The following is a 14,777-nucleotide window of genomic DNA, read 5'->3' as shown; positions in this document are numbered from 1 at the left end:
ATCAAAATGTAATATTCACTCCGGTGTTAAATATGCGGTACACCGGATAACTGAGCGAGTTATCCACTTCCGGATCAAAATCTTTTGTCCGCATTTTATCCCAGGTTATCAGATTAAAGCCGTTTGCATAAATACGGACCTCTCTGCTTCCTATTTTACGGATCCATCTCTCCGGCAGCCGGTACCCGACTTCGGCATTCTTCAACCGGACAAAGCTCCGGTTCTCAATAAAGAATTCGTTATAATCCCGCTCGCTGGAGCTGCCACCGGTTGACAAGCGGGGATACAGGATCTTTTCGCCATTTGCCGCCCGCTCCGGCGTCCATGCATACAGGTGCCGTTCCCGGAAGTCTGAAAGCGCCATGGTTCCATAACCCGAAAGCGGCTGAGATACATTCAGGTTGCCCTGGAATAAAAAGGAAAGATCAAAATTTTTGTAGGTGATGCTGAAAGCCGCTCCCAATGTATATTCCGGAATCGCAGAATACCCAATCGGAACCATATCCCGCTCATCAATGATTTTGTCGCCATTGGTATCTGCATATTTAAAATCACCGGGCCTTACTGTATATCCTACATAGTTCAGGCCCTCCCTTGCGATTTCATCATAGCTGTTATAATATCCGTCCTGCAATTGATATCCGAATACCTGCCCCAAGCGGAAGCCGGTTTGCCGGTACCGGAATGCATAGTCACCCGGCAATTGCAGCTCGTCTGAAAACAGCACTTTGTTCCGGGCAAAGTTGAAGTTCAACTTTGATAAAAAAGACCAGTCCTTATTTATGCTTTTTTTATAGTTCACCTCGATCTCATATCCTTTGTTTTCCACAATTCCCATATTCACCGGAGCCATGCGTCCGGGCTCTATTCCATAGATCATCGGGATGGTTTGCCGGCTGATCAGGATATTATCCCTTCGTTCATTAAACAGATCCACCATCAGGTTGAGGTCGTTATTCAAAAAGCCCAGCTCCAGTCCCAGGTTGGCTTTCTTTGCAACCTCCCACTGGATATTGGGATTGCCCAGGTAGTTTTCGGCGATCAGGCCTCCGCGCCCCAGTGAGGAACTGAAACCGCCGCCGCTCACCCGTTGAATATCATCCAGGTATAAAAAGCGCCTGCCACCCAAACGATCACTGCCCACTTTTCCGTAGGACGCTCTCAATTTTAACATGGAGATAAGGTCGCTGGACTGCAGGAATGATTCATTTGACACTACCCAGCCCCCCGAAATCGTGGGAAAGAAACCATACCGCCGGCCTTTGGCAAACTGCTCTGAGCCGTTGTACCCTGCATTGAATTCCAGGAGGTATTTGCTGTCGTATGCATAGGAAGCACGGGCAGAGATGCCCCGGAGGTTATAGGGAATACGGTCATTGGGCAGCACCCGGGTTTCCTGCTGTGCCAGCAACAACCCTGTGAAAGCGTGTTTTTGTTTAAAGACCCGGTTATAATCTACGGCAAACTGAAAATTAAAGAACGATTGAAAGTTCGATCCGCTGTTAATGTTTAACGGAGTGTTTTCTGCATCCAGTAACACCCTTGTATACTGTACGCTGTCCATACCTTCATGGTTCGGTGTATTGGGATCGATGATCTGTATCCAGCGCTGATAATTTTTTCCCGCTGTTAATCCATAAATCGTGCGGGTATCAAAAGAGGCCATAAACCGGGCCGAAAGTCCTTTTGTAATAAAACTAAAATCCTGCTTTAGCCCCCAGGAAGCCGTGATATTATTACGGGTTTCCTGGCGATAACCGCTCCGGTTGATCATGGCCCAGGGCGATTCATTATAGTTTCCCGGCCCGATGAGCACTTCACCAGACGGTGTTAACGGGCCCGGCAGCACGACCGGGAAGAACGCATAGGTCCGGCGGAAGATCTCATTCGTATTGGCATTGGGTCCGTTCACTTTTTCAAAATAGCCCGCGGCATTCAGGAAAGTACTGAGGGTACCCGCCTTGTTTAATTTGGCATCGATATTGGAACGGAAATTATACCGCTTCAAAAAACTGGACGGGTCGTAGTCCTTAACACGGGGATCAATTTTCCATTGCCCACCCTGATCGAGAAAACCTACATTTACAAAATACTGCACATATTCGCTTCCGCCGGACAGGTTGAGGTTGTATCTTTTTTGTGCTACATAATCGTTGAACAAGATCTTTTGCCAGTTATTATTGGGGTAGGCCTCGGGATACTCCTGGTACAGGAAGCGGTCGAGTGCATATTCCGAATACGGCGGCTGGTTCACCGGATCGTTCGGATCAACGCCCGGATTATCATTGGCCCAGGCTTCATTTTTCAATCGTGCCCAATCATAAGAATTGAGCATGGTAGGCGATCTTGTGAATCCCTGCAAGCCGTATTCATACGTTAATCCAATCGACGGTTTGCTGGTAACACCTCGTTTGGTGGTAACCAATATCACCCCATTTGCACCACGCACACCAAACAGTGCTGTAGAAGAAGCATCTTTCAAAATCGTAACATTCTCCACCTCATTGGGATCGATATACGTCATTTCCCGTTCCACGCCGTCCACCAAAATAATCGGTGAAGTGCCGTTTAATGTACCAATCCCTCTTAAAAACAATGCGGTGGCATCCCTGCCTGGCTCACCACTCCGCTGCAATGCTGTTAAGCCTGGCAAACGGCCCGCCAGTGTAACCGCCAGGTTTGCAGCAGGACTTTGCTTGATTTCTTTTGTTGAAATAGATGCAATCGCGCCGGTTACCGAGATCTTTTTTTGCTTGCCATAAGCCACCACCACTACATCGTCCATGGCTGCCTGCTGCGGATTTAACACGATTTCAATAGTTTTCTGATCACCTGCAACGATCTCCCTGTCTTCATAACCCACATGAGAAATGACCAGTACCGTTCCGGCGTCGGGTACTTCAATTGTAAACACCCCGTTGGCATCAGAAACCACACCCGTTTGCGTTCCCTTGATCGTTACACTGGCATTTTCGAGGGGCTCCCCGCGGGTGTTCACCACTTTTCCTGTAATCACTTTTCCCGCTGGTGTTGTTATGCGAACCGGCTCCGGCCGATGCGGCACCACAGGTTCTTTATTCCGCTTGACCACAATGGTATTTTTTATAATTTTATAACTCAACGGCAATCCTTTAAAACTTTCATTCAGCGTTTCTGTTACAGAGGCCCTGTTTACGCTGATGCGGTTTACCGTGATATCCTTTAGCTGAAGATTGTCATACAAAAAATGATACCGGCTTTGCTTTTCTATAATCTGCAGCAACCGCACTACCGGAATGTTTTTTTCGTTGATTGTTAATTGCTGACCATAGCCATTTGCGCTTACCTGCAGCACGGCAGCAATCAGAAAAAAAGCCGTTAATTTCATAGCAAGGACAATAGAGGAACTACACGGCGATGCCGGATGTTTCCTTTTTAATTTAGAAATCATACTTTTGCAATTGTTAGATAATATGTAAGGGGTTTAAAATTTCAATGTCATTTTACAGCTCCTTCTGACCGGGGAGATGGGTCCAATCACTTCCCGGTTTTTGCTTCGCCTTTACCTGTACATTTTTAATTGTTAAAAAAATCAGCTTGGTTCTTTTGCTAACGCTGAATGATGATGGTATTTCCTTTTATGATGCATTTCATATCATCATAGAAGCTCAACATCTCCATCAGTTCTGAAAGGGTAACGGAACGGGGTATCGTACCCGTAAATTGCTTGGCGGGTATTGCACCATTATACTGCACATCTACATTATACCATCGTTCCACTTGTTTCATTACAGTTTCAATGCCATCATTTTTAAAGTAGAACAGCCCGTTTTTCCAGGCCAGCTCCGCATCCACATCTACCTGCTGCACTACTTTAAACAATGAACCGCCCGCCTGTAACTGCTCCCCGGGTTTCAAAACCACGGTTTTGCCGGCGTTTGCAATCTTCACCGATCCCTCGGCCAGCGTAGTTTTCATAATTCCTTCATCGGAATATGCCTTTATATTAAAATGGGTGCCCAGCACCTGAACGGTGGTTGCACCCGCAGTAACCACAAACGGCTGTGTAGGCTTATGCGCTACTTCAAAATAAACTTCACCGGTAATGGAAACATTCCGCTGGTTTTGTTCAAACCGCGTAGGAAACCGGATGGAAGATGCCGCATTCAGCCATACACGGGAGCCATCGGGCAGCGCTACCTGGTATTGCCCACCCCGTGGAGTGGTCACCGTATTGTAACGAACAGCTTCTGCTGAAGACGCGTTGCCCGCAACGGAATAGATCAGCAGCCCGTCTGCGCTTTTGCTTACCTGCATGGCGCCTTGCCGCACCAGTGAATCCTTTTTCATTTCATCCAGCACAATCGTCGAGCCGTCATCCAGGGTTAAAATGGCTTTGTTTCCTCCTGGCAAAACATCCGTTATTGCAGGTTCCTGCCGGGCAATACCTGGCCTGGATTGTTTACGAACCACGAACAATAAGGTCACACCTGCCACCAACAGGAAAGAAGCGGCAACGGCCAGCCGGCGCCAACCCCGGAATACCGGCCGGCGGGGTATTTCGTACACATCCATGCGGCGGTGAATGCGCTTCAGTAGCAGCTGCTGCAGCGATTCCAGCTCCCCGCTGTTCAATTCCTGTTCTATTCCCGGTTGTTTTTCAAAAACATTATAGTATTCCTCCAGGAACAGTTGTTCCTCTTCGGAAGCTTTGCCGGCAAGTACTTTTTTGGCGAGTTGTTGCAGATATCTTCTTTCTGTTTCAGACATTCATACGGCTTTATACCTATATTGTCTGCATAAAAAGAAAATCTCCCAAAAGATTTGAAAATTTATTTTACCCGGCGGCCTGTAAAACAGAAAGTACGCCCACTGTAGCAAGGTAATGCGCCAGGTGAAGGCGCAGATCGCGAAAAGCCAGCAGCAGCTGGTTCTGTACTGTTTTTTGAGAAATGTTCAGGTATTCGCTGATCTGCTTTGTTGAAGCTCCTTCGTAAAAACGAAGCCGGAAGATTTCCCTTCTTTTTTCAGGAAGGCTTTCCATCCAGAGTTGTACAAGATTGCTGATCTCTTTTTGATTAAAATGACTGTCTGCCTGCGAAGTCCCTGCTATATCTTCAAAGGGCTGTACAAAATAGTTCACCGCCTTTCCCTGAGACAACAGGGTGTATATCTTATTTCTTACGGCTGTGTTCAGATATGCTGCCAGGTTATCAATATTCCGGATGTCACGCTTATTCCAAAGATCGGCGAAGATATCCTGAAGGAGATCACAGCAGGCTTCCCGGTCGCGCAAACGCTTATATGCTTTGTTGAACAAAGACAACCAGTGCCGGTTGTACAACTGATCGAAAGCAGTCCGGTCATGCTGTTTTACCAGCGAGAAAAGCTGTTCATCACTGAGCATTGTCATGGAAAAGATATTCTGGATCCAGACAAATATAGAAAAAACCTTAAAGAAAACGAAAGGTCAAATCCCGGACACATTCATTACCCATAACAGATCGGTATCATACGTTTTACACGGTTCCTGCCGCAAGAAGCTTAAAGCTGATAAATTCTGGCCGTCTTTATTGCCGGCGTGCGGTATTTTCTGATAACGAGCCCCTCCGTTTTTTACGGACAGGTACATCTTAAAGAGCCTGCCGTTACCTGCGCACCCGTTTTAATACATCAAACCCTTTAAATTCAAATCCCACATCCAGTGTGCCGGGAACTTCCCATCCCAGGTTCATAGAAGATAAGCCGAGATCTTCAAATGCCGATCCGTTCAGGTAGCCCCGTTGCTTTGCCAGTTCCACGGCATTTTTCATCATCGGTAAAATATCTTTTTCAACCGTGATCCATTGGCCCGAATGAAAGGATCCGTTCATAAAATCCATACTTCCCATGCTGTAAATAAACTTTCCCGAAGCATCGCTTTTGCCCAGGTCCTGTGCCGCAAACCGCTGGATGGTTTTATAGCGGTAATCATAGAACGGGATGCCGAACCAAAAAAAGTCGCCATGACCGGGAGAGGCAGGATTCAGATTCTCCACCGTAATGAAAAGCTGGAACTGGGCGGTATGCAGCCCCCGGTCGAATTCATTTTGTGGCATCCGCAATACGGCTTTTGTCAGCCGGCCCGAAAATTTAAGCACCAGTCCCTCAAGGTCTTTTAGAAAAGGTTTGCCGCTAAATGTTTGTCCCAATAACAGATGCGGCCATTCCACTCCTTCTCGGCGCGGGGCATTGTATTCTTCTGAGGCGGCTACCTCCATGGTAATGTGCCGGGAGCCGGCACATTTTTCAAAAATGATTTTTTTCCCTCTGGCGGCATAGACCGCTTTTTTGCCTGTCGTGTTTTTTTTAAAAGCACGAAGGGGATAGCGGCTGCCCCATTCGGCGAGTCCCCATTGTACCTGTCTTGCATGGCGTCCATAAGGAAAAATAAATACATCCCGCCGGACGGTGCTGGTATTGGTTCCCTCCAGCACCAATCCCTTACTAAACGCTGCATCGTCCAAAAGCGACGACGTGTCGCAGATCGCCTGATACTTTCCGGACGGTTTTTGGGTTATGGCTGCCGTCGAACAAAAAAGGATTACCATTCCCCATATCCCTGCGTAAAACAAATTACCGTACATCATTCTATAAATTCATAAAAGCAAAGAGTATATTGTTCCCGTCCCTACCGCAGGTTGGGATGAGACAGTTCGCTCAACATAAAAACGATCTGATGGCCCAGGGGTTTTCCAGCCCGGTAAGCCATAACCCTTATCTGGCTGGCCTCCCGTGGTACATTCAGCGGCATGCCGTTATATCGGGAACAATAGGCATCGGCATTGGTTCCGTCAAATGTATAGTAAAGCTGTACTCCAGGCAATTCACTATCCAGCTTTACCTGGTATTTTCCGCTGCTGTCTTTTACGCCGGTGATAACTGGATTATAAAAGCTTTCTGCATAATTGATCCCTTTTCTCTGAAAGTAGGCAAGCCGGTTGATTACCCGGTCTGTAAATCCCGGCCAGTTCCGCTGCTCCGGGGGCGACCAGAATACTTCCGCCAGGGCCAGGGCTCTTGGCCAGGTCATATATTCGGCATGCCGCTCGGAAGGTACACTCTCCGTCCAGAGGTTTCCCTGTCCGCCCAGGATATAGTCCACATTGGCGCCTTCCGGTGCGGGGTCAAATTCATAACAATGTTTTAACCGCACAATACCGGGGATCACATTCACCGGCTCCGAGGAAAATACGCCCTGGAAAAAATCCAGGTAGGTATCCCAGGCCGGAGTCATCACCACCGGAACTTTTTTCTGCGACATGCGTATGCCGTCTTCCCGCGTCGTCCAGCTATACATGGTCGTTTCTTTATCGCGTTCATCAAAATAATGTCCGTACCAGCAGGCCATCTTTTTTCCTTTTGTCCGGACAATCGCTGCTACCTTTTGTCCGAAATAGGCCTGGTAGGCTTCACCGGTTGTGATCTTTTCCCGCTTCATGAGCGTCTGACACGCCGGGTGCTTTTCCCAGAACCGGTAACTGACTTCATCGCCTCCGGTATGGATATAATCACCCGGAAATAATTCAGCCACCTGCGTAAAGATCTTATCCAGCACAAGGTATACAGAGTCATTGGCAGGACAGAGTACATTATGTTCCTGACCGGAACCAGCACCATTGCTTACCGGGTACTGCTGTTGCGAACAGGAAAGACCCGGGTAGGCAGCTATCAGTGCCTGGCAGTGGCCGGGTACGTCAATTTCCGGAATAATGGTTATAAAACGGTCTGCCGCATAGCGTACGATTTCGCGGATCTCTTCCTGGGTATAATACCCGCCATAGGTAGCCGCCTCCCCCGATTGCGGAGCCAGGGCCGCCCAGGTTCCTGTACGGGGTACCCGCCAGGCACCTACTTCGGTTAGTTTGGGCAATCCTTTTATCTCGATCCGCCATCCGTTGTCATCGGTGAGGTGCCAGTGAAAAACATTCAGTTTATACCGGGCCATTTCATTGATATACTTCTTTACAAATGCCTTGGAAAAGAAATGACGGCTTACATCCAGCATCAGTCCCCGCCAGCCAAAACGTGGCTGATCCTGTATTTTCAAACAGCGCAGGGGCATTGCAGTACCGGGTTTGGGCCTGCCTTTACTATCGATCAACTGCAGCAGCGATTGTACCCCGTTGAATACGCCGTGTGCGGTATTGGCTTTTATCCTGATACCTTCCGGCTGTATATAGAGCATATACCCTTCCGTGCCCAGCGACGGATCCGGGTTCTTGTTCAGCAGCAGCCCGATTCCGCCCGCTGCTGTTGCTGCCCGCAGTTTTTGAACCGGTAATTGATATCCTGTCCGTTCCTGTATATCAACGCGCAACTGATCTGCGATCCGGTGGGTCTCCGGTTGCAGGGATACCACTTTTGTGAGTGTATTCAATTTAAAAGACCCGGGCAACCATTCCTTTGTTGCAGGATCGGGTATGATGGCAGCCTTTTCCTGTGCTCCTGCCGGCAAACAGATGCCCGCAGCCAGTATCCAGGATAACAGCCGTTTCAGGTTTAGTCCAAACATATTTTCGTTGAATCGAATGTTTAACTGAAAATAAAATTATTTACCACCGGTATACAAGACCCGGAAGATCTGTATGTTCTTCTTTGGATCAATACCATTTGTTGAAACAGATTTGATCAGCAACGGCATCCAGTATTCGCCATAAGCCGGCAGTCCGTTGCTGTTTACCAGTTTATCTTTCAGGATCCTGCAGTCCAGCTGCCGGATGCTTCCATGCGGAGGAATGGTCCACTGACCAGTGTTGAAGAGGACGGCCGCCGCGGGCATAGGCACCAGATTGGTTCCGTTGGTGCGGTTATACTCCCGTACATATTCTTCGTCTGCGATCAGTTCAAAGGCAACATTACCGGCACCCGGATAATTGGCTTGCACTTTTGTGTAAAACCAGAACTCATTTGCCGACTCAGCCGTTATACTGATCGGGTTTTGCATAACGCCTGCTGATTCAAAAGCAATATAAGGCTCCTTCAGATCAATGACCAGCACCTCTTCCAGTACCGCGTCCTTTGCAGCCTGTACGGTTCCGCCACTAATGGACACTTTACAGGGCAGTACGTATTTTTTTGCTGCTCCCCCCGCCTGTTTTAATGCTGTTACATCAATAATAAAATCGAAGGACTTTTTATAGTCTTCTGCTTTGAACTCCAGAACACTGCTGGCAATTTTATAAAACCGTTCATCCAGCAGCTCATATTGTGCTTCAGAATTTTCTTTGTATTTATCGGTCAGCGTGGGATCGATCGTAAGCCTTACAGTTGCAGGCTGCTGCCCCGTACCACTTTTAATGACCTGCAATCCAATAGAATCCTTTCCCCAATTATATACCGGCATGGTATGCAAACCCGGTGTTACCAGGTAGATCCGGTCCTCTACCATTCCATCCAGTCGTTTTTCTTGGCATGCGCATAAAAACAGTGTTATCATAAAGAAAGCCAAGGACGTCGTATTTGAAAATCGTTGCATCATAAGAAAAAAGTTTAAATGATTACCACCCGTAGTTTTGAGTGATATTGGGCATTTCACTAAGCTGATCCTGGTAGATCGGGAATAAATAATGTTGCGGACGGAACACCATTCTTCCTGGGAAGATCTCGGTTGTACGCGCCCAGGAATCTTCATAATTAGTAGCCTGCAGGTTCCGGGTATAATATGGTCCGTTAAATTCCTTCTCTGCGATCATCCAGGTGCGGATATCATAGTACCGGTGTCCTTCAAAGGCCAGTTCCACCATGCGCTCTTTGCGCAATAATTCCCTTAGCAAAGTCTGGTTACCCAATACTTCGGGATAGGCTTCTTCCAGTTTATTCAGCCCGCTGCGCTCCCGCACCATGTTAATATAAAGCAAGGCTTCGGCTTCATTTCTTGAAGGCTTCTCATTGCAGGCTTCGGCATAATCCAGGTAAACTTCCGCCAGGCGGTAAAAGGGCCAGGAGAACTGCCCCCATTGTCCCTGGTCGATATCATTGGAAGGATCGCTCATCCGGCGCCAGAGATAGCCTGCTTTTACACAGTCGCCGGATTGGGTATAGGGAGAGGTTCCGCCCGCATGAAAGGTTACCAGTTTTTGACCATGATACGTATTGATCCACCAGAACCCGTTTGCCAGAACCGATGCATAAAAACGGGCATCCCTTCCTACGGTGCTCTTATGTGCTTTTATTGGCGCAAAATTGTCCAGCGGATGAATGAAGTTGTTGACAAACCCGTCTTCCGAATACCCGGATTGCGGATCAATAACCGGATTACCATTTGCCTGGTACCCGGTAACCGGATACCGGCCACTGGCTGCCATGGGATAGGTATCCACCAGTTTCAATGAGGGGGCATAGCCTCCGAAACCCTGCTTTACGATCTGCGGCGGGGCGCAGCGCGAAACGAACTGGAACGGAGCCGGATCCCACCTGCCCCAGATGATCTCCTTATTCCAGAAGTTAAAGTAGATCCCCATATAGGATTTAATGGCTTTGCGGAAGGGGTCCGTTTCCAGGTTGTCTTTGTACAGCTCATACCGGTTCAGATCTATAACCGCTTTGGCAGCCTGTGCTGCCAGCTCCCATTTATTGGGGTCCGGGGTTTGCGGAAAAAGGAATTTTCCGTCCTTGTTTTTCATTCCCGCATACAGGTTATTACCGTTGAAAAGCGGGCGCGCCATATACAACAGCAACTCGGCTTTGGCCGTTAACGCTACGCCTTTTGTAACCCGTCCGTACCAGGCCTGCTCTGTAATTACCTCAGGAAGCACCGCAACGGCCTTATCATATTCCGATACAAGGAATGCCACATTTTCGTCCAGTGGGTGCCGGTCCACGTCTTTCCCTTTAATGGTAATATCACTCTCTTTATCGCCCCAGATATAAACCGGGCCGTATTTCCGGATCATTAAGAAATAATAATACGCCCTCAGGAACCGGGATTCTGCCTTCATCACATCCCGCTGTGCGGCGGTCAGCTCCACACATTTATCAACATTGTTTATAAAGATAGTGGCCTGTTTAATAGCTTTATAGTAGAAGGTCCAGGTCTGGTACATCCCTGTAGCCGGGGTTTGCGATCCGCTGTTCATATTGAGCCAGGGCACACCGGACAACCAGGAATACAATCCTTCATCGCTTCTGCCCGGGAGGTCGCCGTCTATATCAAATATCAGGTTCTCCTGCGGCAGGTAGCTGTACACATTGGCCAGAAAAGATTCTGTTGTCTGGCGTTTACTAAAAGTTTCATCCATCGTTAACTGGTTCTGTAACTCTACATCCAGGTAGCGTTCGCAAGCCGTTGCCATACAGAGAAGCGAGAACAGGAACCAAAAAAATCTATTCTTTTTCATATGCATCATTAAAATATAATGTTTAATCCCAGATTAACAACACGCATCTGAGGATAGGCCCTTCCTGTATTGGTATCCAGTTCAGGGTCCCATAATTTGAATTTACTGAAGGTAAGCAGGTTCACACCCTGTGCATAAAGGCGGATCGTTGATATCCCTGCCTTCCGGTACAGATCTTTTGGGAGGCTGTATCCCAGCTCTGCGTTTTTTAAACGCAAAAAGCGCATATCCCGCAGGTAAAAAGTTGAGGCCTGGGCATTATTCTCATTAAACGCCAGGGAAAGCCTTGCGTATTCAGCGTTGGGGTCCGGATTCCGCAAACTCCAGCGTTTATCTGCTACATCGGAAAGGATCTGGCCTTCTACCAGGATGTTCTGACTGGGTCCTACAATGGCAGGACCGCCGATCACCCGGTTTACGTAGCCCACTCCATGGAAAAATACCGATAGATCAAAGCCCTTCCATCCCACGCTTGTGCCAAATCCATAGCTGATCTCCGGCAGGCCGGCATAACCGATCCCTATATAGTCATAGGAATTAATGATCCCATCCCCGTTGATATCTTTATACTTGATATCCCCCGGCTTTACCTGCCCGTACATCTGCTGCGGGCTGTTTGCAATTTCTGCTTCTGATTCAAAAAGTCCCAAAGCCACCAGTCCCATAATCTGTCCAAAACGTTTTCCCACACCCGACTGGTATCCCCATATAGGATCCGGCTGATCGTTGTACAGGATCCGGTTCCGGTTATAGGTAAAATTCCCGCGGGCCTGGATGGCAAACTCGCCTATCATATGTGCATATTCAAGCGACCCGTCGATGCCCTTGTTTTCCATCCGGCCCAGGTTTACATACTGTTTGATATTGTTACCTACGATGGTTGGTACCATTCCCTGTAAAATATAAATACCCTCCCGTTTCTCATTGAAATAGTCGGCCTGTATCTTTAACCGGTTAAACAGTTCCAGCTCCACACCCACATTCTTTTTAATGGCCGTTTCCCAGGACACATCCGGGTTGCCCGGATAACCGGTAGAGATGCCCCCTCTTCCTCCCTGGCCGGTGCTACCAAAAATGTAGCCCGTAGAGCCCTGCATTTCCGTGTTATAGGCAAACCGGCGGTTGCCACCGATCTGGTCGTTCCCGATTTCTCCGTAGGATCCCTTAAACTTCAGCAGACTGATAACAGGTAACAATTCCTGAAAAAAGGCCTCATTGCTTACGAGGTATCCTGCCGCAACAGAGGGGAAAAATCCAAACCGTTTTCCCGGTGCAAAATTCTCGGAACCGTTATACCCAAAATTACCTTCTGCAAAATATTTGTCTTTAAAGGAATAGGTAAGCCGGGAGGCCACACCAATGTTCCGGTAAGGGAAGGCCGCAATATAATCTCCGGGAAAATTGTTAGTGAATTCCCGCATATTGAACAGGAACAATCCACCGATGCGATGTTGCTCCGCAAACAGGCGGTCGTACATCAGGGATGACTCCAGGTTGATAGCACGGCTTCCGCGGTTGGAGCGGGCTAGGGATAAATAATCGCTGCCGTCCGTATTTTTATGAAGGATCAGCTTTCCATCTGCATCCCTACCGGTAGCGTAAAAGGTAGCCGGCGATTTTCTTTTATCAAGGGTGGACTCGTTCACTGCATCCCAGGAGAATTTGAAGTTGGCCTTTAGCCCCCTGGTGATGATGCCGGAAAAATCCTGCGTCAGACCAATCAGTGATTGTGAGGTGTTCCAGAAATCCTGGGTAAAGCCGGTACTGTTCAACGAATAATAAGGATTGAACCCAACGAGCGGCATGGCATGCGATCCATCGGAATACTGCAGCGGTGTGGAGATTGGCGGTGTGGAGATCAGCATGGTGTACATATTAGCCATATCCACGCCCAGACGGTTCCGGCGCTCATACTGATTGGAAAGGTTCAGGTTCAAAACCGTGGATGGAGTTACGTTTATATCCAGGTTGGAACGGAAATTGAACCGGTTGTAATTATACTGGGGATTATAATTGGGGGTGATCACCGGCTCGAACAATCCATTCTCATTGAGATAGGACCCGGAAATATAATACTTGGCGATCTTACCCCCTCCCGTTATATTCAGGTTTACGCGTTTATTGGTGGTCCGGTTCTTAAAGATCGCATCCATCCAGTCTACATTTGGATACAGATCCGGATCGGTTTTATTGAGATATAGTTGTTTTACATGTTCTGGGTATGGCATATTGGATGAGCCTTCAAAACTGATATCGTTATAGTAGTCCATCCATTGCTCTGCATTGGCAAGTTTTACCATCCGTACTGGGCTCAGGTAACCTTGTTCTGCCCGGAGGTTGATGCTGGGCTTGTCGCTGATCTTTCCGCGCTTGGTCGTAACCAGTACAATACCGTTGGCACCCCTTACACCGTATACCGCTGTTGCCGTAGCATCTTTCAGAATGGAAAAGGACTCTACATCTTCCGGATCCACCAGGTCCAGCGAACGCTCGATCCCGTCCACCAATACCAGCGGGCGACTGTTGGCTCCGAAAGTGCTCACGCCCCGGATCCAGAAGGCAGCGCCGGAACCCGGCTCACCCGTACTTTGCACTGCTACGATCCCGGCCAGCTGACCGGCCAGGGCACTGCTGAGCTTCGTTACCGGAAGTTTTAGCTTGCTGGGTGAGATTGAGGTGATGGCGCCTATTACACTTACTTTCCGTTGCGTACCATAGGCTACAGTTACGATCTCATCCAGATCGGCTATCACCGCACTCAGCACCACATCAAGAATGGGCCGGTTTTCGATGGTCACTTCCCGCTCCATATATCCAACAGCGCTGAAGACCAGCACGGCGCCTTTTGCCGCCTGGATACTAAAGCGGCCATAAGCATCTGTAGCGGTGCCCGCATTGGTACCTTTCAGCTGCACGGATACAGATTTGAGCGGATTTCCCAGAGAATCCGTAACACGTCCTGTGATATCCATTTTATTGCCTGGTGATGCCGGCGCTTTGGGCGGAGGGGCCTTATCTGCCGGAATCAGTGTAATGATTTTGCCGTTGATCTTATAATCGAATGGCTGATCGGCAAATAACAGCTCCAATACTTCTTTAACCGGTTTCTGCTTAACCGTTAACGTAACCGGCCGGGCCTGGTCAAAATATTCGGCCTTAAACAAAAAGCTATAGCCGCTTTGTTGCTGAATGCTCAGCACCACCGACTCCAGCGAAGCGTTCTTAACATTCAGGGAGATCGTCTGCCCGTTCGTTCGGGCGGGCCAGCACAATACTGCAGCAAGGATGCCGGTTAACAGCAGCCGGAAAAAAAAGCCGCCGGAAAGGAAGGAGGAGTAATGGTTTGTTTTTTGTTTCATATTTATTTCTTCAAATGGCTAAAAAGCAGTGACGATAAGAAATGAGCGCACTCAGATCCAC

General features: G+C 48.3%; 8 protein-coding genes. All 8 read right to left on the bottom strand.

Features of this window, described 5'->3' with window-relative positions; translation table 11 throughout:
* Position 1 precedes the first annotated feature (1 nt).
* The 8 genes from LL912_RS21070 to LL912_RS21035 all read right to left on the bottom strand — a co-directional run bounded on the left by LL912_RS21070 (position 2) and on the right by LL912_RS21035 (position 14,716).
* Positions 2–3,367 carry a TonB-dependent receptor gene (locus LL912_RS21070; RefSeq protein WP_235555588.1) on the bottom strand — a complete coding sequence of 1,122 codons (3,366 nt, stop codon included), beginning with the start codon at positions 3,365–3,367 and terminating at the stop codon, positions 2–4.
* Between the two features lie 221 nt (positions 3,368–3,588).
* Positions 3,589–4,749 (bottom strand): FecR family protein, encoded by a 1,161-nt coding sequence (locus LL912_RS21065; RefSeq protein WP_235555587.1) that lies wholly within the window; start codon positions 4,747–4,749, stop codon positions 3,589–3,591.
* Positions 4,750–4,816: 67 nt separating this feature from the next.
* A complete protein-coding gene (locus LL912_RS21060) occupies positions 4,817–5,392 on the bottom strand; it encodes an RNA polymerase sigma factor (RefSeq protein WP_235555586.1) in 576 nt (191 codons plus the stop codon).
* Positions 5,393–5,627: 235 nt separating this feature from the next.
* Positions 5,628–6,608: a hypothetical protein gene (locus LL912_RS21055; protein WP_235555585.1), complete on the bottom strand. Its 981-nt coding sequence runs from the start codon at positions 6,606–6,608 to the stop codon at positions 5,628–5,630.
* Between the two features lie 41 nt (positions 6,609–6,649).
* Positions 6,650–8,533 carry a family 20 glycosylhydrolase gene (locus LL912_RS21050; RefSeq protein WP_235555584.1) on the bottom strand — a complete coding sequence of 628 codons (1,884 nt, stop codon included), beginning with the start codon at positions 8,531–8,533 and terminating at the stop codon, positions 6,650–6,652.
* A gap of 36 nt (positions 8,534–8,569) precedes the next feature.
* Positions 8,570–9,499 (bottom strand): DUF1735 domain-containing protein, encoded by a 930-nt coding sequence (locus LL912_RS21045; RefSeq protein ID WP_235555583.1) that lies wholly within the window; start codon positions 9,497–9,499, stop codon positions 8,570–8,572.
* 19 nt (positions 9,500–9,518) lie between these two features.
* Entirely contained in the window at positions 9,519–11,357 is a 1,839-nt protein-coding gene (locus LL912_RS21040) for a RagB/SusD family nutrient uptake outer membrane protein (protein WP_235555582.1), read from the bottom strand.
* 8 nt (positions 11,358–11,365) lie between these two features.
* Positions 11,366–14,716: a TonB-dependent receptor gene (locus LL912_RS21035; RefSeq protein ID WP_235555581.1), complete on the bottom strand. Its 3,351-nt coding sequence runs from the start codon at positions 14,714–14,716 to the stop codon at positions 11,366–11,368.
* Between the last annotated feature and the right edge of the window lie 61 nt (positions 14,717–14,777).

Origin of the sequence: Niabella agricola (assembly GCF_021538615.1) — a bacterium.
Lineage (GTDB): Bacteria > Bacteroidota > Bacteroidia > Chitinophagales > Chitinophagaceae > Niabella > Niabella agricola.
The sequence above is the reverse complement of the archived record's forward strand: the minus strand, read 5'-3'. Positions and strand labels throughout refer to the sequence as shown.